21 protein-coding genes and 1 tRNA gene are annotated in these 19,696 nt (G+C 68.3%); 8 read left to right on the top strand and 14 right to left on the bottom strand.

Features of this window, described 5'->3' with window-relative positions; translation table 11 throughout:
* The 6 genes from ACSFBE_RS22250 to ACSFBE_RS22225 all read right to left on the bottom strand — a co-directional run.
* A partial coding sequence (locus ACSFBE_RS22250) for an ATP-binding cassette domain-containing protein (RefSeq protein WP_435492573.1) occupies window positions 1-144 on the bottom strand: 144 nt, incomplete at its 3' end.
* 84 nt (window positions 145-228) lie between these two features.
* On the bottom strand, window positions 229-1,545 hold the full coding sequence (locus ACSFBE_RS22245; RefSeq protein WP_435492568.1) for an ABC transporter substrate-binding protein: 1,317 nt from the start codon (window positions 1,543-1,545) through the stop codon (window positions 229-231).
* A gap of 56 nt (window positions 1,546-1,601) precedes the next feature.
* On the bottom strand, window positions 1,602-2,666 hold the full coding sequence (locus ACSFBE_RS22240) for a branched-chain amino acid ABC transporter permease (RefSeq protein WP_435492567.1): 1,065 nt from the start codon (window positions 2,664-2,666) through the stop codon (window positions 1,602-1,604).
* A gap of 13 nt (window positions 2,667-2,679) precedes the next feature.
* Entirely contained in the window at window positions 2,680-3,609 is a 930-nt protein-coding gene (locus ACSFBE_RS22235; protein WP_435492566.1) for a branched-chain amino acid ABC transporter permease, read from the bottom strand.
* Window position 3,610: 1 nt separating this feature from the next.
* A complete protein-coding gene (locus ACSFBE_RS22230) occupies window positions 3,611-4,453 on the bottom strand; it encodes an ABC transporter ATP-binding protein (RefSeq protein WP_435492572.1) in 843 nt (280 codons plus the stop codon).
* Window positions 4,454-4,458: 5 nt separating this feature from the next.
* Window positions 4,459-6,447, bottom strand: coding sequence for an AMP-dependent synthetase/ligase (locus tag ACSFBE_RS22225; RefSeq protein WP_435492565.1), 1,989 nt, complete (start codon window positions 6,445-6,447; stop codon window positions 4,459-4,461).
* 85 nt (window positions 6,448-6,532) lie between these two features.
* Between ACSFBE_RS22225 and ACSFBE_RS22220 the strand changes: the two genes are divergently transcribed.
* The 7 genes from ACSFBE_RS22220 (at window position 6,533) to ACSFBE_RS22190 (ending at window position 11,499) form a co-directional block, all read left to right on the top strand.
* A complete protein-coding gene (locus ACSFBE_RS22220; protein WP_435492564.1) occupies window positions 6,533-7,300 on the top strand; it encodes a Crp/Fnr family transcriptional regulator in 768 nt (255 codons plus the stop codon).
* Complete coding sequence (locus ACSFBE_RS22215) at window positions 7,297-8,061, top strand: SDR family NAD(P)-dependent oxidoreductase (RefSeq protein WP_435492563.1); 765 nt, start codon at window positions 7,297-7,299, stop codon at window positions 8,059-8,061. Before ACSFBE_RS22220 ends, ACSFBE_RS22215 begins: the two co-directional genes overlap by 4 nt.
* 9 nt (window positions 8,062-8,070) lie before the next feature.
* Window positions 8,071-8,328, top strand: coding sequence for a hypothetical protein (locus ACSFBE_RS22210; protein WP_435492562.1), 258 nt, complete (start codon window positions 8,071-8,073; stop codon window positions 8,326-8,328).
* A 213-nt stretch (window positions 8,329-8,541) separates the two neighbouring features.
* On the top strand, window positions 8,542-9,318 hold the full coding sequence (locus tag ACSFBE_RS22205) for a MipA/OmpV family protein (protein WP_435492561.1): 777 nt from the start codon (window positions 8,542-8,544) through the stop codon (window positions 9,316-9,318).
* A gap of 19 nt (window positions 9,319-9,337) precedes the next feature.
* Window positions 9,338-10,024: a response regulator transcription factor gene (locus ACSFBE_RS22200; RefSeq protein ID WP_435492560.1), complete on the top strand. Its 687-nt coding sequence runs from the start codon at window positions 9,338-9,340 to the stop codon at window positions 10,022-10,024.
* The gene (locus ACSFBE_RS22195; RefSeq protein ID WP_435492559.1) at window positions 9,987-11,375 is read left to right on the top strand and encodes an ATP-binding protein; all 1,389 of its coding nucleotides are present in this window, start codon (window positions 9,987-9,989) and stop codon (window positions 11,373-11,375) included. Before ACSFBE_RS22200 ends, ACSFBE_RS22195 begins: the two co-directional genes overlap by 38 nt.
* Window positions 11,376-11,423: 48 nt before the next feature.
* Window positions 11,424-11,499 (top strand) — tRNA-Gly (locus ACSFBE_RS22190).
* Window positions 11,500-11,568: 69 nt separating this feature from the next.
* On the opposite strand, the gene ACSFBE_RS22185 is transcribed toward ACSFBE_RS22190, so the two are convergent.
* Window positions 11,569-12,495: a 2-hydroxyacid dehydrogenase gene (locus tag ACSFBE_RS22185; protein ID WP_435492558.1), complete on the bottom strand. Its 927-nt coding sequence runs from the start codon at window positions 12,493-12,495 to the stop codon at window positions 11,569-11,571.
* A gap of 213 nt (window positions 12,496-12,708) precedes the next feature.
* Here ACSFBE_RS22185 and ACSFBE_RS22180 point away from each other — a divergent pair, with 213 nt between their 5' ends.
* Window positions 12,709-13,515, top strand: a complete 807-nt coding sequence (locus tag ACSFBE_RS22180; RefSeq protein WP_435492557.1) for an AraC family transcriptional regulator — start codon at window positions 12,709-12,711, stop codon at window positions 13,513-13,515.
* 109 nt (window positions 13,516-13,624) lie between these two features.
* Here the strand turns inward: ACSFBE_RS22180 and ACSFBE_RS22175 are convergent, their stop codons facing one another.
* The 7 genes from ACSFBE_RS22175 to ACSFBE_RS22145 form a co-directional block, all read right to left on the bottom strand.
* Window positions 13,625-14,953, bottom strand: coding sequence for an ArgE/DapE family deacylase (locus tag ACSFBE_RS22175; protein ID WP_435492556.1), 1,329 nt, complete (start codon window positions 14,951-14,953; stop codon window positions 13,625-13,627).
* 129 nt (window positions 14,954-15,082) lie between these two features.
* Window positions 15,083-16,498, bottom strand: a complete 1,416-nt coding sequence (locus ACSFBE_RS22170; RefSeq protein ID WP_435492555.1) for a hypothetical protein — start codon at window positions 16,496-16,498, stop codon at window positions 15,083-15,085.
* Between the two features lie 75 nt (window positions 16,499-16,573).
* Entirely contained in the window at window positions 16,574-16,891 is a 318-nt protein-coding gene (locus ACSFBE_RS22165; RefSeq protein WP_435492554.1) for a hypothetical protein, read from the bottom strand.
* A 32-nt stretch (window positions 16,892-16,923) separates the two neighbouring features.
* A complete protein-coding gene (locus ACSFBE_RS22160) occupies window positions 16,924-17,232 on the bottom strand; it encodes a hypothetical protein (RefSeq protein ID WP_435492553.1) in 309 nt (102 codons plus the stop codon).
* A 158-nt stretch (window positions 17,233-17,390) separates the two neighbouring features.
* Complete coding sequence (locus ACSFBE_RS22155; protein WP_435492552.1) at window positions 17,391-17,906, bottom strand: hypothetical protein; 516 nt, start codon at window positions 17,904-17,906, stop codon at window positions 17,391-17,393.
* A 53-nt stretch (window positions 17,907-17,959) separates the two neighbouring features.
* Window positions 17,960-18,661, bottom strand: coding sequence for a dienelactone hydrolase family protein (locus ACSFBE_RS22150; protein WP_435492551.1), 702 nt, complete (start codon window positions 18,659-18,661; stop codon window positions 17,960-17,962).
* A 19-nt stretch (window positions 18,662-18,680) separates the two neighbouring features.
* Window positions 18,681-19,502, bottom strand: coding sequence for an alpha/beta fold hydrolase (locus ACSFBE_RS22145; RefSeq protein WP_435492550.1), 822 nt, complete (start codon window positions 19,500-19,502; stop codon window positions 18,681-18,683).
* Between the last annotated feature and the right edge of the window lie 194 nt (window positions 19,503-19,696).

Raw genomic sequence — 19,696 nt, 5'->3', positions numbered from 1 at the left:
GGTCTTGCCCGCGCCGTTGCCGCCCAGCAGCGCCACGATGCCGCCTTCGGGCACGGTGAGCGACACGCCCTTGAGCACCAGGATCACGTGGTTGTAGATGACCTCGATGCCGTTGACGTTGAGAAGGATGTTGGGTTCGCTCATGGTGGTGTCCGAAGCATGCGAAAGGCGCCGATGCGGCGTGCCTTTCGCATGCCGGCTCTCACGAGCCGGCACGCAAGAGGCCGATCAGCAGGTCCGCGGCTTGATGTTCTTGTCCTTCGCGTACTTGGCCGCGTACTCCTTCACCAGCGGGTCGATGAAGCTCTTGTCGGACTGGTACCAGTCGGGCTTGATCTCCCACTTGCCGCCGTCCCACTGGATGATGCGCGCCCAGTCGTCACCCATGTGGTTGGCGCACGAGGTCTTCACCGGCCGCATGATCTCGCCGAAGCCCAGTGCCTTCAGCCGGTCGGCCGTGAGGTTCAGGTTCTCGAAGCCCCAGCGCACCTGTTCGGGCGTGAGTGACTTGCCCTTGCCGTACTTCTCCTGCGCGGCGCGGATCGCTTCGACCTGCAGCATCGAGATCATCATCCCGCGGGTGTGGGCCAGCGTGCCGATGCTGTCGGCCGGGCCGGTGCCCTGGCCCTTGTCGTGCACCGCCTTCTTGAGCTCGTCGTGCACCTTGTCCTTGGCCGCGCTGTTGTGGATGGTGATGGCGTTGTAGCCCTTGGCGCCGGCACCGATGTCCTTCACGTCATGGTCGGAGCCGGCCCACCACACCGCGTAGATCTTCTCGCGCGGATAGCCGCTGGCCTGCGCCTCGCGAATGCCGGCGGGCGTCATCACGCCGGCCGACCAGAACAGCACATAGTCGGGCTTCTGCTGGCGGATCTGCAGCCACACCGATTTCTGCTCGACGCCGGGCGGCGTGACCGGGAACAGCGCCAGCTCGAAGCCCTGCGCCGCGGCGCGCTTCTGCAGCAGCGCAATCGGCTCCTTGCCGTAGGGCGAGTCGTGGTAGACCAGCGCGATCTTCTTGCCCTTGAGGTCGCCCTTCTCTTTCTTGGCGATGTCCTGCACCATCACGTCGGCGGCCGTCCAGTAGGTGCCCAGCAGCGGGAAGTTCCACTCGAACACCGTGCCGTCGACCGATTGCGACAAGCCGTAGCCGGTCGTCTCCACCGGGATCTTGTCGACGATGGCCTTGTCGCTCACCGCAAAGGTCACACCGGTCGATTGGGTGTCGAAGCCCGAGGCGCCCGTGCCCTTGCCCTTCAGGCGCTCGTAGCATTCCACGCCCTTGGCCGCGTCGTAGGCGAACTCGCATTCCTCGAAGGTGAGCTTGACGCCGTTGACGCCGCCATCGCGTGCGTTCACCAGCTTCAGATAGTCCTGCTTGCCGTCGGCCCATGGAATGCCCAGCGGCGCGAACTGGCCGGTGCGGTAGACCAAGAGCGGCACGAACTGTTCGGCCGGTTGGGCCTGCGCGAGGGTGCCCGCGACGACCATCGAAAGCCCCGCAGCGGCAAGTGCCGCGGTGCGTGCGAGATTCCTGAATTGCATGGCTTGTCTCCTTGTAATGAGCACGGGGTGTGCGGGAACCTAAATCGATGAATGGGTCAATGGGGGAAGGGCCAGAGCCGCAGCTTCTGCCGCGCGGTCGACCAGAGCCGCGCCAGGCCGTGCGGCTCGACGATCAGGAAGAACACGATCAGGGCGCCGAAGATCATGTGTTCCAGGTGCGACGCCGTCGCCGTCGAGATCGGCAGTCCGAGCCAATGCGGCACGTAGTTCAGCAGCAGGGGCAGCAGCACGATGAAGGCGGCGCCGAAGAAGCATCCGGCAATGGAGCCGAGCCCGCCGATGATGATCATGAACAGCAGCTGGAACGACTTCTCGATGCCGAAGGCCGCGGGCTCCCAGGCGCCCAGGTGCACGAAGCCCCACAGCGCACCGGCCACGCCGACGATGAAGCTGCTGACCGCAAAGGCGGTGAGCTTGGCGTACACCGGCCGGATGCCGATGACGGCCGCCGCCACGTCCATGTCGCGCATCGCCATCCATTCGCGGCCGATGGCGCCGCGCACCAGATTCTTCGCCAGCATGCCGAACGCCACCACGAAGCACAGGCACAGCAGGTACTTCTGCACGGGCGTGCTGAACTCGTAGCCGAACATCTCCAGCGAGCGCACGCCCACCGAGCCCGAAGGCGAATCGTTGGTCACCCACTTCACACGGTTGGTGAACCAGTCGATGAAGAACTGCGCGGCCAGCGTTGCCACCGCCAGGTACAGCCCGCGGATGCGCAGGCTCGGAATGCCGAAGACCACGCCCAGTCCCATGGCCGCCAGCCCCCCGCCGAGGATCGACAGCACCAGCGGCATGCCCTCGATGCGCACTTGCAGGTTGTAGGCCGCATAGGCGCCGACCGCCATGAAGGCGCCGGTGCCGAGCGAGATCTGCCCGCAGTAGCCCACCAGGATGTTCAGGCCGATGGCCGCCAGCGCGAGGATGAGGAAGGGGATCAGCACGGCGCGGAAGGCGTAGTCGCTCACCAGCATCGGCACCGCGACGAAGCAGATCGCCATCAGCGCCAGCATCGCCCAGCGGTCCTGCGCGATCGGGAACAACGCCAGGTCGGCCCGGTAGCTGCTCTTGAATTGACCGTTTTCTCTGTAGAACATGGTGGAGGTTTCTTCAGACGCGGTCGATGATCTTGTCGCCGAACAGGCCCTGGGGCCGGATGAGCAGAACGGCCAGGGCCAGCACGTAGGCGAACCAGTTCTCGATGCCGCCGCCCACGTAGGGGCCGAGGTAGATCTCTGACAGCTTCTCGCCCACGCCGATGATCAGACCGCCCAGGATTGCCCCCGGCACCGAGGTGAGCCCGCCGAGGATCACCACTGGAAAGGCCTTCAACGCCACCAGCGAGATCGAGTACTGCACGCCCAGCTTGCTGCCCCAGATGATCCCGGCGACCAGCGCGACGAGCCCACCCACCGACCACACGATGACCCAGATGCGCCCGAGCGGAATGCCGATCGACTGCGCGGCCTGGTGGTCGTCGGCCACCGCACGCAGCGCACGGCCGGTGCGGGTCTTCTGGAAGAAGAGGGTGAGCAACGCGACCAGCGCCGCCGCGGCGACGGCGGCGTAGAGGTCTTCCTTGTTCAGCAGCAGGCCGCCCTGGAAGACGTTCTCGAGCACCATCATCGGGTCCTTCGGCATGCCGATGTCGATCTTGTAGGTGGCGCTGCCGAAGATCAGCTGGCCGCCGCCATCGAGCACGTTGGCGATGCCCAGCGTTGCCATCAGCAGCGTGATGCCTTCCTGGTTGACCAGCCGACGCAGCGCGAAGCGCTCGACCGCCCAGGCCACGCCGACCATGCACAGCGCGGCGGCGATGAAGGCCAGCACGTTGGCGAGCACCATGCTCTCGAAGCCGAGCCAGCGCGGCAGCCATTCGGCGAAGCGCGCCATCGCCAGCGCGGCGAACAGCACCATCGCGCCCTGGGCGAAGTTGAAGACGCCGGAGGCCTTGAAGATCAGCACGAAGCCGAGCGCGACCAGCGCGTACAGCATGCCGACCATCAGGCCGCCGAACAGGGTTTCCAGGAAAAAGCCCATCTCAGCTCTCCACCCCGAGGTATGCCCGGATCACGTCTTCGTTGTTGCGGACTTCGTCCGGGGTGCCGTCGCCGATCTTCTTGCCGTAGTCGAGCACCACCACGCGGTCGGAGATGTCCATCACCACGCCCATGTCGTGTTCGATCAAGACGATGGTCGTGCCGAACTCGTCGTTCACGTCCAGGATGAAGCGGCTCATGTCCTGCTTCTCTTCTACGTTCATGCCGGCCATCGGTTCGTCGAGCAGCAGCACCTGCGGCTCCATCGCCAGCGCGCGGCCCAGGTCGACGCGCTTCTGCAGGCCGTAGGGCAGCTGGCCCACGGGCGTTTTGCGAAACGCCTGGATCTCCAGGAAGTCGATGATGCGTTCGACGAACTCGCGCTGCTGCAGCTCCTCGCGCTCGGCCGAGCCCCAGCCGAAGGGGTTGCGAAAGGCCTGCGCCAGGAGGCCGCTCTTCATCTGCAGGTTGCGCCCCGTCATGATGTTGTCGAGCGCGCTCATGCCCTTGAAGAGCGCCAGGTTCTGGAATGTGCGCGCCACGCCCATCTGCGCCACCTGGCGCGAATTCATGTGCTTGAAGACCTGGCCGCGAAAGGTGATGGAGCCCTGCTGCGGCTGGTACACGCCATTGATGCAGTTGAGCATCGAGCTCTTGCCCGCGCCGTTGGGGCCGATGATGGCGCGCACCTCGTGCTCGCGCACGTCGAAGCTGATGTCCGTCAGCGCCTTGACGCCGCCGAAGTTCAACGAGATGTTCTGGATGTCGAGGATTACCTCGCCGCGCCGGCGTGGGGTATGCGCCGGGTCGGCCTGGACGGCGGCGCGGCCTTCGGTTTCGGTCATTGCGTTCATGCGGCCGCCTTCACTTCGGGAAATCGCTTGGCATCGACGATGTGCAGCGTGGCGCTGACCGAGCCGGTGCGGCCGTCCTCGAACTTCACCTGCGTCTCGATGAACTGCTCGGGCTTGCCGTCGTACAGGGCATCGATCAGCACCGCGTACTTCTGCGCGACGAAGCCGCGCCGCACCTTGCGCGTGCGGGTCATCTCGTCGTCGTCGGGGTCGAGCTCCTTGTGCAGCACCAGGAAACGCGCGATCTGCGTGTCGGCCATGCCGATTTCGGCGGCCAGGTCGGCGTTCACCTTCTGCACGCAGTCCGCGATCAGCGTCAGCACCTCCGGCTTGCCCGCCAGGTCGACGTAGCCGCCATAGGCCAGGCCGCGCCGCTCGGCCCAGTTGCCGACCGCTTCGTAGTCGATGTTGATGAAGGCGCAGACTTGGTCGCGCGCATCGCCGAAGCACACGGCTTCCTTGATCTGCGGGAAGAACTTCAGCTTGTTCTCGATGTAGTTGGGCGCGAACATCGCGCCGCCTTGCATGCGGCCGACGTCTTTCGCGCGGTCGATGATGCGCAGGTGGCCTTCGCTGTCGAGCACGCCGGCGTCGCCGGTATGGAAGTAGCCGTCGGCGTCGAGCACCTCGGCCGTGGCGTCGGGGCGCTTGTAGTACTCCTTGAGCACCGACACGCCGCGCACCAGCACCTCGCCGTTGTCGGCGATGCGCAGTTCCATGCCGGGCGCCGCGGTGCCGACCGTCTGCAGCTTGACCTTGCCGTCCTGCTGCAGGCAGACGTAGGCACAGGTCTCGGTCTGGCCATAGAACTGCTTGAGGTTGACGCCGATGGAGCGGTAGAAGCGGAACAGGTCCGGCCCGATGGCCGCGCCCGCCGTGTAGGCCACGCGGATGCGGCTCATGCCCAGCACGTTGCGCAGCGGCCCGTAGACCAGCAGGTCGCCCAGCGCGTACTTGAAGCGGTCGAGCGCACTCACCGGCGCACCGTTCAGGATGTCGGCGCCCACGCGCTGCGCCAGTGCCATGGCCTTGGCATACAGCCAGCGCTTCGGTGCGGCCGCGTCTTCCATGCGAATCGACACGGCGGTCAGCAGCCCTTCGAAGGTGCGCGGCGGGCCGAAGTAGTAGCTCGGGCCGATCTCGCGCATGTCGTTCATCACCGTCGCAGCCGACTCGGGGCAGTTGAGCGTGAAGCCGCCGACCAGCCACTGCGCCACCGAGAACAGGTGGTCGCCCACCCACGCCATCGGCAGGTAGCTCATGATGTTGTCGCCGGGGCCGAGCTTGTCGGTGACCACGCCGCCGTGGCCCGCGGCGATGAAGCTCGCATGCGTCTGGCACACGCCCTTGGGCCGGCCGGTGGTGCCGGATGTGTAGAGGATCACGCCGACGTCGCTGCTCACGCCGCTGGCCACGGCCGCGTCGTAGAAGCCGCGGTTCAGGGCTTCGAAGGCGCGCCCGCGCTCGCGCAGTTGCTCGAAGCTCATCAGCCCCGGCTGCGTGTAGTGGCGCAGGCCGCGCGGGTCGTCGTAGATGATGTGGCGGAGGGCGTGGTGGGTATGGCCCTCGCCCTGCGCCTGCTGCAGATCGCGGCATTCGAGCAGCTTGTCGACCTGCTCCTGGTCTTCGGCGATCACGAACTCGATCGAGGCATCGCCCAGCATGAAGACCATCTCGGCAGCGACCGCATCCTGGTAGAGCGGCACCGGCACGCCGCGCAGGCTCTGCGCCGCGACCACCGCCATGTACAGGTGCGGCCGGTTGGCGCCGACGATGGCCAGGTTGTCGAAAGGCCTGAACCCGAGGCTTGCCAAGCCGCAGGCCATCTCGCGCACCGCCTGCGCCGTGTCGGCCCAGGTCCAGGTTTGCCAGATGCCCAGGTCTTTCTCGCGGACGGCAGGTGCGTCGGGCTGCTGTGCGGCGTGCGCGCGCAGCAGGCGGGGGAAGGTGTCGGCGGCAGGCGCGGCGGGTGGGTGGATGTTCACGATGGAGCGGACTGTAGGCTTCGCTTTGACGCCAAGTTGTCATTCCAACGACAATCCTAGGGTCACCACTCCCCGGACTTTCCCGATGGCTCCAGCCGACCGCGGGCGCAACGCCATCCGTGACCGCGCCCGTGCCGCGCGGCCGGACGAACTGCGCAGCATCCCGTGGCTCGACGCCCTGAGCACCACCGAGCGCCGCCGCGCCGAGGCCGCACTGGTGGTGGGCGAAGCAGAGCCGGGCGACCTGGTCTGCCGCATCGGCGGCTCGCCGACCTACTGGTTCGGCGTGATCGAAGGCCTACTCAAGATGAGCAACGACAACGCCGACGGCACCTCGATGACCTACAGCGGCCTGCCGCCGGGCGGCTGGTTCGGCGAGGGCACGGCGATGAAGCGCGAGCCCTACCGCTACAACATCCAGGCGCTGCGCCGCAGCGTGGTGGCCGGCCTGCCGATCGACGACTTCCACTGGCTGCTCGACCACTCGATCGGCTTCAACCGCTTCGTCATGAACCAGCTCAACGAGCGGCTCGGCCAGTTCATCGCCGCGCGCGAGGCCGACCGGCAGAACAACCCCGACGTGCGCGTGGCGCGCAACCTGGCCGCCCTGTTCAACCCGGTGCTGTTCCCCGGTGTCGGCGAGCTGCTGCGCATCACGCAGCAGGAGCTGGCCTACCTGATCGGCCTGTCGCGCCAGCGCGTGAACGAGGCGCTGCGCACGCTCGAGGCACAGGGCATGATCCAGGTCGAGTACGGCGGTCTGCGCGTGCTCGACCTGGCGGCCCTGCACAGCAGCGCGCTCGCACCGAATTCCACGTCTTCCTCATCTTTCCCCCAGGACAAAACGCAATGAGCGCAACACATCTCACCCTCCTCACCGGCGCCTCCCGCGGCATGGGCCGCGCCATGGCCGAGCAACTGCTCGAGGCCGGCCACACGCTCGTGTGCATCTCGCGCAAGACCGACGACGCGCTGGCCGCGAAAGCCAAGGCCAGCGGCGCCACGCTGCTGCAGTGGTCCTTCGACCTTGCCGCACCCGAAGCCGCCGCCGAACGCATCGGCGCCTGGCTGGCGGAGCAGGACGCGCAGGCCTTCGACAGCGTCACGCTGATCAACAACGCCGGCACCGTCGGCCGCCTCGGTCCGCTCGAGAAGGCGGATGCGCCGGACCTCGTGCAGTCGCTGCGCATCGGCCTCGAGGCGCCGCTGCTTCTCACCGCTGCGTTCCTGCGGGCCACGACCGACTGGCGCGGCGTGCGCAAGGTGCTCAATATCTCGTCGGGCCTCGGCCGCAACGCGATGGCCAGCCAGGCGCCGTACTGCGCCGCCAAGGCCGGCATGGACCACTTCTCGCGCGCCGTGGCATTGGAGGAAGCACTGCGCCCCAACGGCGCGAAGATCGTCTCGCTCGCGCCCGGTGTGATTGACACCGACATGCAGATCGCCATGCGCGGCACCGATGCGGCGCTGTTCCCCGACCGCGGCCGCTTCGAGAAGCTCAAGGCCGACGGCGTGCTCGATTCGCCCGGCACGGCCGCCGGCAAGGTGCTGGCCTACCTCGCCCGCGCGGACTTCGGCGCCAAGCCGACCGCCGACGTGCGCGACCCCGCCTGAGCGCCCGCCATGGCCACTGCTCAAGCCATCACCACCGGGGAGTACAAGCTCTTTCCGAACCCGCGCAACCTGCACCGGGTGGTGTTCGAGCACCAGGTGTTCGTGCCCTACCCGTACATGTACATCGAGATGGAGAGCTACTACCTGAAGGGCCGCTACAGCCTGTTCGCGGCCCACCGGTTGGCCGACAACAAGGCCGGCCAGCTCGCCACCTTCGAGGACGCGGCCGACGAGGCGAAGTTCAAGGCGAAGTTCGTGCCGGACTGAAAGACTGCGGCCGGTGAGTCCAGAGTAAGTCGAGGGTAAGGCGGCCCGCCCGAGCATGCCGGTTTGAATTCCGGAGCCTTGCATGTTCGCGTTGATGTGGTGTGCCCTTCGTTCCCCCGTGCGCCATCCCGGCGCGACCGGAAAGCCTGGTAAGGCGTCAGTAAGTCCGGCGCCGCGACCATGCGGCCCTCTGTCATTTCCCCTGGATATTCCATGCCCTTGCCATCCCTGCGCCGCTGCGCGCCCCTTGCCTTGTCGCTGTGCGCCCTCTCTGTGTCTTTCGCAGTCTCTGCCCAGGAATGGAAACCCGGAACCCCCGGTGTCTGGGGATTCGGTATCGGCGCTGGTGTCGAGCGCCTGCCCTACACCGGCATCGACAACAACAAGCGGCTGCTGCCATTGCTGACCTACGACAGCGAGTACTTCCGCCTCTCGGGTCTGACCGCCGACTGGAAATTCGCCAAGACCGAGCAGTTCACCTTCGCGCTGCGCGGCAAGTACGCGCTCGCCGACGGCTACGAGGCCGACGATGCGCCGATCCTCTACGGCATGGACGAGCGCAAGGCCGGCTTCTGGGTCGGCGGCGCCGCCACCTGGAACGCCGACTTCGCCAAGCTGTCGCTCGAGGTGCTGGGCGACGTGTCGGGCAACAGCAAGGGCACGCAGGCCAGACTGGGCATCGAGCGCAGCTTCACCGCCGGCCGCTTCGTCTTCACGCCGCGCGCGTCGGTGCTGTGGGCCGACAAGAAGTACGTCAACTACTACTACGGCGTGAGCGGTGCCGAAGCCACGGCGTCGCGCGCCGCGTACGAAGGCAAGTCGACGGTCAATTTCCAGGCCGGCCTGCGCACGGCGTACGTGCTCGACGCGCACCAGTCGCTCTTCCTCGACCTCAGTGCCACGGCGCTGGGCAAGGAGATCAAGGACAGCCCGCTGGTCGACAAGAAGACCGTTCCGGCCGTCGCCATCGGCTATCTTTACCGCTTCTGAAGCCGCGAGGACCCTGCCGATGAACCGTGTGGCCTTGGTCGAGGACCATGCGCGTCTGGGCGAACTGATCGCTCGCGCCTTGGCGGCTTCGGGCATCGAGGTCGACACCTTCGGCCGCGCCGACTCGGCCGCCACGGCACTGATGGCCGGCGGCTATGCCGTGGCGGTGGTCGATCGCGGCCTGCCCGACGGCGATGGGCTCGATCTGGTCAAGCGCCTTCGGCAAGGCGGCCATCGCGTGCCCTGCCTGATGCTGACCGCGCGCGATGCGCTGCACGACCGCGTGGCCGGGCTCGAGGCCGGCGCCGACGACTACCTGCCCAAGCCCTTCGCGATGGAAGAGCTGGTCGCGCGCGTCCGTGCGCTGATGCGCCGCCCCGCGGCGCTGCGCAGCCTGGCGCCGGCCTACGCCGACCTGCAGGTGAGGCCGGAGGCCGCCTGCATGGCCTGTGGCGACGAAACGATCTCGCTGGCGCCGGCCGAGCTTCAGATCATGCTGAGCCTGGTGCGCGCCGACGGCCTGATCGTGCGCCGCAGCGTCATCGAGAACGCGGCCTGGGGCCTCGGCGAAGCCGTCACGCCCAACGCGCTGGATGTCGCGCTGCACCGCCTGCGCAAGAAGCTGCTGGCCATCGGCAGCGAGTTGCAGATCGTCAACGTCCGGGGGCATGGCTATGCGCTTCGCACCGCTTCGGTGGCCCTGTAGCCTCACGGCCCGGCTGCTGGCCATCTCGGTCGGCTCGCTGCTGCTGGTGCTGGCGGTGATCGGCGCCGGCGTCGCCGTGGTGATGTCGCTGCCGGCCGCCTCGCTGGTGCGCGACAATCTCACGAGCCATGTGGAGCGGCTGGAACAAGGCATGGTCTTCGACGCGGCCGACCGCCTGGTGGCGGTCGAGCTGCCGGAGAAGATCGTCCAGATGTACGACGGGCTGGCCAAGGACGTCGCCTACCGCGTGATGGATGCGCAGGGCGCCACCTTGTTCGCCTCGCCAGCCGGCCCCGCGTTGATGGCGCTGCAGCGCGAACCCCTCGATGCGGCGGAGCACTACAGCAGCGCGATGATCGAGCGCGTCAAGCTGCGCCTCTTGACGACCTCGGTGCGACAACACGGCCAGACCTACATCGTCCAGGTCGCGCGCAGCGAACGGATGGTCTTTTTTTCGCTGTCGGTGGCCAACGGCGGAAAGATGATCGCCCTCATGGCCGGTGTGGGCGCGATGGTGCTCGGCGTGTTCTTCTTCTGCCTGCTCGTGCTGTGGACGTCGCGCCGCGTCCTGCGGCCGTTGCGGGAGGCTTCCGCGGTGGCAGCAGGCATCGCGCCGCGCAACCTCACGGCGCGGCTCGACGCGCAGCGCTTGCCCAGCGAACTGACGCCGCTCATCGACGCCTTCAACAGCGCGCTGGAGCGGCTCGAGAAAGGCTACCGGGTGCAGCAGGAGTTTCTCGCGTCGGCCGCGCACGAGCTGAAGACGCCGCTGGCACTGATCCGTGCCGAGATCGAGATCGCTGCACAGCCGGGCCGCGAGCATCTGCTGAAGGACGTCGACCTGATGGCGCGGCAGGTGCACCAGCTGCTGCACCTGGCCGAGGTCAGCGAAACCCGCAACTACGCCTTCGAGACCTGCGATGCCTCGACCGTGGTGGCCGACGCCGTGTCGTACCTGGCACGCCTGGCCGAACGCCATGGCGTGTGCGTCGAGCACCTTCCACCGCTCGTGCCCGTGCCCCTTCAGGCGGATGGCAGCGCGCTGTTCATTCTCGTCAAGAACCTGGTCGAGAACGCGATCCAGCACACGGCGCCCGGTGACACCGTGAGCGTGCGCATGGATGCGGGCGGCCTGTGCGTGCGCAATCCGGGTCCGCGCATCGCCGAGGACGACAAGCCCAAACTTTTCACCCGCTTCTGGCGTGGCCCGGGCAGCACCCATGAAGGCGCTGGCCTGGGCCTGGCCATCTGCGAGGAGATCGCGATGGCCCATGGCTGGCGGCTGAGCGCGCGCAATGTCCCGGTGCCGGTCGGCGTCGCGTTCGAGCTTGCCCTCTCCGACCGCTCCTGAGCGCAGCAGGAGGCCTGCTTTTTTGGGCTATAATCGTCGGCTTGCAATGCGGGATTAGCTCAGTTGGTAGAGCGATACCTTGCCAAGGTATAGGTCGAGAGTTCGAGTCTCTTATCCCGCTCCATATTCGAATCGAAAAGGCCACCTCACGAGGTGGCCTTTTTTCGTTTCCGGTGGTCGATGCGTGCGCGCCTCAGTATCCGCGCGCCATGTCGACCTGGTTGAAGTAGGGCGCGCCCTCATGCATCTGGCCGATGTTGCGCACCACTTGCTGGACCACCACGTCGTAGGTCGCCATGGTCGCCATGTGCGGCGTGACGACCACGCCGGGCGTGGTCCACAGCGGGTGGTCGGCCGGCAGCGGCTCCTCCTCGAACACGTCGACGACAGCGCCGCGCAATTGGCCGCTGCCCAGCGCCGCGATCAAGTCGGACTCGACCAGGTGCTCGCCACGGCCGCAGTGGATCAGCGCCGCGCCGTGGGGCAGGGCCGAGAAGGTGCGCTCGCCCAGGATGCCGCGCGTCTGCGCCGTGAGCGGAAGCAGGCACACCAGCACGTCGGTCTGCGCGAGAAAGGCGTTGTAGCCTGCGTCGCCGCTGAACATCGTGACGCCCGGGATTTCGCGCGGCGTGCGCGCCCAGCCGCTCACCGGATAGCCGAGCGAGGGCAGGCGGCTGGCGATGTGGCCGCCGAGTTCGCCCATGCCCATCAGGCCGACACGGCAGCTCGAGGCCGGCGTCTGCCGCGGACGCTTCCATTCCTGGATGCGCTGGCTGGCCATCGCCTGGTCGAGCTTGCGATGGAAGTGCAGCACGCCCCACAGCACGAACTGCAGCATGCCCTCGGCCAGCATCGGGTCGACCACGCGGCAGACCGGCAACGCGCCCACGTCCTGCTCGGCGACCACGTTGTCGACGCCGGCCGCGATGCTGTGCACCAGGCGCAGCCTGGGCATTTGCGCATAGACGCCAGGCGGTGAGTTCCAGCACACGGCGACCTCGGCGTTGAGGCAGCGCGGGTCGGGCCAGGTCACGACGTCGAGCGACGGGTCGGCCGCGGTCAGCATGGGGCGGAGGAAGTCGAGGTTGGCGGTGCGGCTGAGAAGGGCGACGACGGTCATGAAGCGAAGATCAGGTGTAGGGCCAGCGCGTGGTGGCGGTGCATGTCGAACGGGCGACCCAGTGTAGGAAGGGCGCTCCGCGAAGTTTGCGGGATCGAGCCGAGTTCTGTTCCGCGCGGGCCATTTGTCGCCGTGCCGGACCGATAAGCCTTGTGCAGGCCACCGTCCATCGCTCTGGTTTGGCGCATTTCTTGCGAGCCGGGAACCGTGATGATGAACAGCCTGACACCCGCCCGCAGCCAGGTCTTCCAGGACTACCAGGACATCCCGCGGCCGGTCTCGATGATCATCGTGGAGCACGACCCCGAGCCGTCGATGATCGTCCCGCGCCACTCGCACCCGCGCGCGCAGCTGGCCTATGCGGTCAAGGGCCTGTTCACGCTGCACACGCAGGAAGGCGCCTGGCTGGTGCCGCCCAACCGCGCCGTCTGGGTGCCCGGCGGCATCGAGCATGAGATGCACGCGCGCGGCCAGACCGTGTCGAACCGCTCCCTCTACATTCAGCCCGACGCCTCGCCCGACCTGCCCGACGAATGCTGCGTGATCGAGGTGTCGCCGCTGATGCGCCAGCTCATCATCGAGGCCATCGACATCCCGCTGCTGTACGACGAAGCCGGCCGCGACGGCCGCGTCATGCGCCTCATCCTCGACGAGATCTGCGCGGCGCCTCAGGTTCCGCTGCACGTGCCGATGCCCAACGACCCACGGCTGCTGCGCATCTGCAAGGCGCTGCTGGCCGACCCCGGGCGCGAAGGCGATCTGGAAGACTGGGCGCGTTTCGGCGCGCTGGGTCGGCGCACGCTGACGCGGCTGTTCCGCGACGAGACCGGCATCACCTTCACGCTGTGGCGCCAGCAGCTGCGCCTGATGGAGGCGCTGCGGCGCCTGTCGATGGGCACCGCCGTCAGCACCGTCGCGATGGACCTGGGCTACGAAAGCCCGAGCGCCTTCACCGCGATGTTCCGCCGCGTGATGGGCAAGACGCCCAAGCACTACCTGGGGCGCTGCGACATCGACTGAAAGGGCGAAGACGCCTACTGCGCGACCCGATCTCGCACCTGCGGTCCTCGCCGCACGAGAGTGCGGCTCCGGTCCTCGATGCAAGCTCGGGCCGCACGCTACGGCACGTTCACCCTTTCAGCCCTGGCCTGTCGCCACGGCGGTTCACCCCGCACCAGCGCGCCATGAACACCGCCAGCACCGCAGTCGTCTGCATCAGGCTGTCGATCGACACCCACTCGTCAATGCCGTGGATGTTGGCGCCGCCCGAGGGGCCGTAGCAGATGGCGGGCGTCTCGCCGTAGAGATTGAAGAACTTCGCGTCGGTGGTGCCGGTAAAGGCGGTCGGCTGCAGTGTCTGGCCCACCACATCCTGGTGGCACTGCGAAATGGCCTTCACGATGGGCGCGTCGGCCGGCACTTCGCAGCCGTCGGCCTGGAAGCCTTCGTAGACGATTCGGTAGCTGAGCGCGGCATGGGCCGGGTGGGCCTCGTAGGCGGCCGCCAGCACCGCCTCGACCTGCTGCTTCGCCTGCGCGACCTTCATGTCGGGGTAGAAGCCGATGCGCACGTCGGCGCGGCAGGCCGAGGGCACCGACGACGCCCATTCGCCACCGCTGATCTTGCCGAGGTTGAAGTTCACCGGATGGTTGTGGTGCGCGTAGCTGCGGTAGCGCGCGTTCGGCGCGTTCCATTTTTCTTCCAGCTTCTTCAGCGCGCCGAAGAGGTACATCGTGAAGTCGATGGCGCCCACGCCGGTCTGCGCGACCGAGGCATGTACCGGCTTGCCCAGCACTTCGATCGCCAGCCACAGCACGCCCATCTGACAGGTCATGACGCCGTTCTCGGCGATCGGCTCGGGGATGACGGCGGCATCGGCACGGTAGCCTTCCACCAGGCAGGCGAGCGCGCCGTTGCCGGTGCATTCCTCTTCGATCACCGACTGGAAATACACCGGCGACGCCGGCTCCAGGCCCATCGACTTCAGCGCCTTGTAGGCCATGGTGTAGGCGACGATGCCGGCCTTCATGTCCGACGCGCCACGGCCGTACAGCCGGTCGCCGTCGACCTTGCCGGAGAAGGGCGCGTCGGTCCACAGCACCTCGGCGCCGGTGGGCACCACGTCGATGTGCCCGTTGAAGATCAGCGAGCGGCCCTTGAACGGGCCGCCCGGCCGGTGGATGCCGACCACGTTGGTGCGGCCTTCGTAGGAGACGATCGAGGGCGAGTAGCCGGGGTGGGCCTTGAGCTTTTCCTCGTCGATCTGGAATTCGTCTACTTGCAGGCCGAGGCCGGCGAAGGCCTTCGCCATGAAGGTCTGTGCGCTCTGCTCGTGGCCCAGCAGCGACGGGTGCGTGACCAGTTCGCTGAGCATGGCGACGGCCTCGCCGCGCAGGGCATGGGCGGCGGCGACGATGGCGGCTTCGTCGGCCACGACTTCGGGGGTGGTTGCTTGCATGGGAACCATTCTTTCACCGGGGCAGGGCCGGCATTGTTCGAAACGGGCCGCGCACTGTCGAAAGCGCGCCTGACGCTGCCGGCTGATGCTCAGGTGTTCCGGCGATCGGCGAGCCGCGTCGCGAACGGGTCAGCGTCCGCCGGAACCGCCCGAACCACCACCGCCCGAGCCGCCACCGCCACCCGAGCCACCACCACCGGGGCCACCGCCACCGGAGCCGCCACCGCCGGGGCCACCGCCACCGGAGCCGCCACCACCGGAGCCACCACCACCCGAGCCGCCGCCGCCCGAGCCACCGCCGCCCGAACCACCACCGCCGGAACCACCGCCACCGGAGCCGCCGCCACCGGAACCACCACCACCGGAACCACCACCACCGGAGCCGCCACCCCCGGGGCCTCCGCCGCCCGAACCACCGCCGCTGCCCGAACCGCCGCCGCCCGCGCCTGCACCGCCGGCTCCGGCTCCGGCTCCGGCGCCGCCCGACCCCGATCCAGCGCTGCCGCCGGCCGCGGCACTGCTGCCGCTTCCGCCGTCCCCGGCTGCGCTCGGGTCCGCACCCGCGCTGCCGTTCCCGCCGACGGCGATCGCCGTTCCGAGCGTGCGCAGCGCATCGAAGAACTTGTAGAGCGGGTTGCCATTGGGCGTAACGGGTGCGGCCGCGGGCGCCGATGGCGCGACGGCGCCAGTGCTTGCCGATGCCGATGCCGGTGCCCCCGCCGCAGCGGGTGCGACCGCGGCCGAGAAGGCCGGCAGTGCGCACAGGGCATCGGCGCGCGGATCGCATCCGCGCGCAGCCGGCACGGTCTGGCGCGCCGAGGCCGCCGCGGGGCGCTCAGCCCGCGCCCGCGGCGAAGCGCCGGACTCGCCCGCTGCCCGGGGGGCAGCAGCCACGCGTTGACGCGGGGGCGGTGGCTTCGGGGCCGGCGGCGCGGCCTCTGCTGCAGGCGCGGCCTCGGCCGCGGAGGCGGGCTCGACGGTCGCGGTCTGGCCAGGGTTCGGCTCGGCGGGCGGGGGAGGCTCGGCGGCCGGGGCGGGCGCGGGCGGCGCGCTGTCGGCGGCACTGGCGGCGGTCGTCGTGCCTGCGCCCTCCGTCGCGGCCGGTGCCGCCGCGGCCGCCGGCGCCGGTTCGATGCTTGGCGGCAGGACCATCGGCACCGGCGCTGCCTCGGGAGCGACCGCGACGCTGGAAACCGCCGTCGGTGTCAGCACGCTTTTCGACGATGCCGGCCGGCTCATGTACCAGAGCACGAAGCCGCCTTGCAGGACGGTCAGTGCCAGCAGCACCCAGACCACGGAGACGTCGATGCCGGCCGGCAGCGGCAGCCACCGGTGGCGCGGCGGTGCCGTCTGCCGGGTCGGCGCAGCGGGGGCGGTCGTGGTTGGCATGACCAGCAGCGCCTCGACCGGCGAGGCGCTGCTACTGCGTGTCGAGTCGAAGGCGGTCGCCGGCGTGCGGAGGCCGGAGAACTTGCCCGCACAGCCGCGGCAATAGCGCGCACTCTCGCGGTTGGCGGTGTGGCACGAGCTGCAGAATTTCGTCACGCCGGAGATCCTGGACGTCAATCGCGACGCGGTCCTGCCCTCACGCGCCATGCCATCGCCACGCACCTTCGCCGCCTAGCCGAAAGGAACGAAGGTCGTGACGAGCACGAGGGAATTGATGACCGCCCAGAACGCGTAGAACTCTGGCGCGATCGCCGGTTTCGGCGCTTCGGTGCTGCGGGTCAACGCCTCCGCATCCACCTCGCGGGCCATGCCCGGCAGCCGGCGCGCGCAGCTCTTGCACCACCGCGCGTGGCCGATGTTGATCGTGTTGCAGCTCTCGCAGATCTCTGCATCGGCGCCGCGCTGCAGGCGCGCCAGGTCGAACAGGCTGCCGTACGCCGGGCCCGAGGGAATGCCGGTGACGATGAAGCTGGCGGCGGGGGTGTTCATGGCGGGCTTCCCTTCGGGTGGTCGGGTGCCGTTCACGACGGCTGACGCTGCGGTCGAGCCTCGCCCCGGGCTTCGGCCAGGTGCTGCTCGAGCCGGTGCTCGGTGGCGGCGAGCAGCGCGAAGGTGCGCAGCTCTGCGTCGCTGGGCTCAGGCGCCAAGCCGTCGAGGTGCGCGCGGAAGCTGCTGGCCAGCCGGGCCTGGAAGGCTTCGCGGGCGCGGGTCGCCCGTGCCAGGGCATTGGCCCGCAGGGCAATGGCGGCCGCGGTCTGCGCCGAAGCCGCGGCATGAAAGGCGCCGGCGGGCGACCGGCGCGCGGCTTGCAGGGAAAGGGGTTGAGACATCGACGCACTCCACGAAAGGCAATTTATGTGAAAAGTTCACAGAATGGCCTTTTTCGGGGATGTGCAGGGAACGCTTTGTCGGACGGCAACGCGTGTCGCTGTCCACGTGGTAACGGGCGGTATCAGCGGGCGCCTGCCGGTGCCCCGCAGGCCAGGGCTCAGCCGAGCAGGCCGGCACCGGGCAGTGGTGCCGCACTGCGCGCACGCAGCCGCCGCACCTGCAAGAAGCCGCCGACCATGAGCAGCAGGAAGAACACGCCCACGGTCTGCTGAAGCGCCGGGTCTTCCGGGCTGCTGAAGAGCGGCGCGCCGATCGGCACGCGGGTGAAGGTTTCGGTCAGCCCGGGGATCATGTGAAAGAACAGCGTGGTCGAGTACGCCAGCGTTGCGACGTACGGCGACGCCCCGCCGAAGACGCGCCCACGCCCGGCCAGCGCGGCGATACCCAGCACCACCAGCGTGACGATGCCCAGCACGTGTGGGGCACCGAAACCGCCGCGCTGGAAGATGCCGAAGCCGGTGAGGCAGGTCAGTACCGTGGCCCACACGTACCAACGGCCGACGGGGCGGTCGGCCGCGATCTCGCCGAAGCGCACGATGCTGGCGATGCCTGCGGCCAGCGCCACCAGACTGATGGCGGTGTGGATCACGCCGAGCGATGTCAATCCGAACATGGCCTTCTCCTTGGGGGTGAATGGAACGGGGAAATCGCGTCGGTGCGGCGGCTTCAGGTCTGCAGCCGGGCCTGGAAGAAGTCGAAGGTGCGCAGGTGGGCCAGCCGCGCGGCCGCAGCGTCGTAGTGCGTGCCGCCATGTCGTGCGAACGCGTGCATGCAGCCGGGGTAGCGGTAGACCTCGACGTTCGGCCGGCCGGCCAGCGCATCGACGATGCGCTGTTGCGCCGGCTTGGGAATGAACTCGTCCTCTTCGCCCAGATGCATGAGCAGCGGCGACGCCAGCGTCGCAGCCTCACCGAGGAATTCCTCGGTGCGGCCGCCGTAGTAGGAGACCGCCGCATCGACCCGGCTGCGCGCGGCCGTCAGATAGGTCATGAGCCCGCCAAGGCAGAAGCCCATGAGCCCGACCTTGCCGGAGGCGCCGGGCAACCGCCGGGCGGCCTCGAGTGTGGCGGCGATGTCGTCGACGCCGGTGTCCAGGTCGTAGGCCTGGTAGAGCGCCAGGGCGCGCGGCCAGTCGGTGTCCGGCGAGAGGTCCAGCCCCGGCTCCAGGCGCCAGAACAGGTCGGGGCACACGGCGATGAAGCCTTGCACCGCCAGCTCGTCGCAGGTCGCGCGCAGGTCGGCGTTGATGCCGAAGATCTCCTGGCAGACCACGATGGCCGGCGCGGAATGGGTACCCTGCGCCGGGCGTGCCACGTACGCCGTGAAGTCGCCGTCCGGCGTGGTGATGGTCATGGTCACGCTGTTCATCGCAGTCTCCTGGCCGGCCTCAGGCCTCGATGAAGCTGAGGATGTCCGGGTTGATGATCTCCGGGTGCGTGGTGCACATGCCGTGCGGCAGGCCCGGGTAGATCTTCAGCGTCGCGTTCTTCACCAGCTTGGCCGACAGCACGCCGGCATCTTGATACGGCACGATCTGGTCGTCGTCGCCATGCAGCACCAGCGTCGGCACGTCGATCTTCTTCAGGTCTTCGGTGAAGTCGGTTTCCGAGAAGGCCTTGACGCAGTCGTAGTGCGCCTTGATGCCGCCCATCATCCCCTGCAGCCACCATCCGCGGCGGATGCCTTCGGACACCTTGGCGTTCGGCCGGTTGTAGCCGTAGAAGGGCATCGTGAGGTCGATGTAGAACTGCGAGCGGTTGCCGGCCACGCCGGCACGGATGCCGTCGAACACTTCCAGCGGCAGGCCGCCCGGGTTGGCCGCGGTCTTCAGCATGATCGGTGGCACGGCGCCGATCAGCACCGCCTTCGCGACACGCTCGGTGCCGTGGCGGCCGATGTAGCGGGCCACTTCGCCGCCACCGGTGGAATGGCCGATGTGCACCGCGTTCTTCAGGTCGAGCGCTTCGGTCAGCGCGGCCAGGTCGTCGGCGTAGGTGTCCATGTCGTTGCCGGTCCAGGTCTGGGTCGAGCGGCCATGGCCACGGCGGTCGGCCGCGATCACGCGATAGCCCTTGCCGAGGAAGTACAGCATCTGGTTGTCCCAGTCGTCGGCCGTGAGCGGCCAGCCGTGCGAGAAGACGATGGGTTGGCCGGTGCCCCAGTCCTTGTAGAAGATCTGGGTGCCGTCTTTGGTGGTGATGGTGGGCATGGGTTGCGTTCCTTTGGGAGAGGGGAGAGGGGTGGAGAAGATCGGAAGGGGCTGCGGTCACGGCCGCCGTGCTTCTGCCCGATGGCGCCTATCGATGGGAACCGGAACGGCGCGCGCGCGCATCGGCCTTTGGAGGGAGTCGCGCCGCTGCAGCGGCGCGCCGCATGTGTCCGCTGTCGAACAAGCGGGCCGCT

This window comes from Variovorax sucrosi (assembly GCF_051216635.1).
Taxonomy (GTDB): domain Bacteria; phylum Pseudomonadota; class Gammaproteobacteria; order Burkholderiales; family Burkholderiaceae_C; genus Variovorax.
Note: the sequence above shows the minus strand (reverse complement) of the source record. Positions and strands in the feature narration are given on the sequence as shown.

Coding starts and splice junctions, on each gene's coding strand:
- ACSFBE_RS22245 (WP_435492568.1), bottom strand. CDS start 1,545: ATGCAATTCAGGAATCTCGCACGCACCGCGGCACTTGCCGCTGCGGGG.
- ACSFBE_RS22240 (WP_435492567.1), bottom strand. CDS start 2,666: ATGTTCTACAGAGAAAACGGTCAATTCAAGAGCAGCTACCGGGCCGAC.
- ACSFBE_RS22235 (WP_435492566.1), bottom strand. CDS start 3,609: ATGGGCTTTTTCCTGGAAACCCTGTTCGGCGGCCTGATGGTCGGCATG.
- ACSFBE_RS22230 (WP_435492572.1), bottom strand. CDS start 4,453: ATGACCGAAACCGAAGGCCGCGCCGCCGTCCAGGCCGACCCGGCGCAT.
- ACSFBE_RS22220 (WP_435492564.1), top strand. CDS start 6,533: ATGGCTCCAGCCGACCGCGGGCGCAACGCCATCCGTGACCGCGCCCGT.
- ACSFBE_RS22215 (WP_435492563.1), top strand. CDS start 7,297: ATGAGCGCAACACATCTCACCCTCCTCACCGGCGCCTCCCGCGGCATG.
- ACSFBE_RS22210 (WP_435492562.1), top strand. CDS start 8,071: ATGGCCACTGCTCAAGCCATCACCACCGGGGAGTACAAGCTCTTTCCG.
- ACSFBE_RS22205 (WP_435492561.1), top strand. CDS start 8,542: ATGCCCTTGCCATCCCTGCGCCGCTGCGCGCCCCTTGCCTTGTCGCTG.
- ACSFBE_RS22200 (WP_435492560.1), top strand. CDS start 9,338: ATGAACCGTGTGGCCTTGGTCGAGGACCATGCGCGTCTGGGCGAACTG.
- ACSFBE_RS22195 (WP_435492559.1), top strand. CDS start 9,987: ATGGCTATGCGCTTCGCACCGCTTCGGTGGCCCTGTAGCCTCACGGCC.
- ACSFBE_RS22185 (WP_435492558.1), bottom strand. CDS start 12,495: ATGACCGTCGTCGCCCTTCTCAGCCGCACCGCCAACCTCGACTTCCTC.
- ACSFBE_RS22180 (WP_435492557.1), top strand. CDS start 12,709: ATGAACAGCCTGACACCCGCCCGCAGCCAGGTCTTCCAGGACTACCAG.
- ACSFBE_RS22175 (WP_435492556.1), bottom strand. CDS start 14,953: ATGCAAGCAACCACCCCCGAAGTCGTGGCCGACGAAGCCGCCATCGTC.
- ACSFBE_RS22165 (WP_435492554.1), bottom strand. CDS start 16,891: ATGAACACCCCCGCCGCCAGCTTCATCGTCACCGGCATTCCCTCGGGC.
- ACSFBE_RS22160 (WP_435492553.1), bottom strand. CDS start 17,232: ATGTCTCAACCCCTTTCCCTGCAAGCCGCGCGCCGGTCGCCCGCCGGC.
- ACSFBE_RS22155 (WP_435492552.1), bottom strand. CDS start 17,906: ATGTTCGGATTGACATCGCTCGGCGTGATCCACACCGCCATCAGTCTG.
- ACSFBE_RS22150 (WP_435492551.1), bottom strand. CDS start 18,661: ATGAACAGCGTGACCATGACCATCACCACGCCGGACGGCGACTTCACG.
- ACSFBE_RS22145 (WP_435492550.1), bottom strand. CDS start 19,502: ATGCCCACCATCACCACCAAAGACGGCACCCAGATCTTCTACAAGGAC.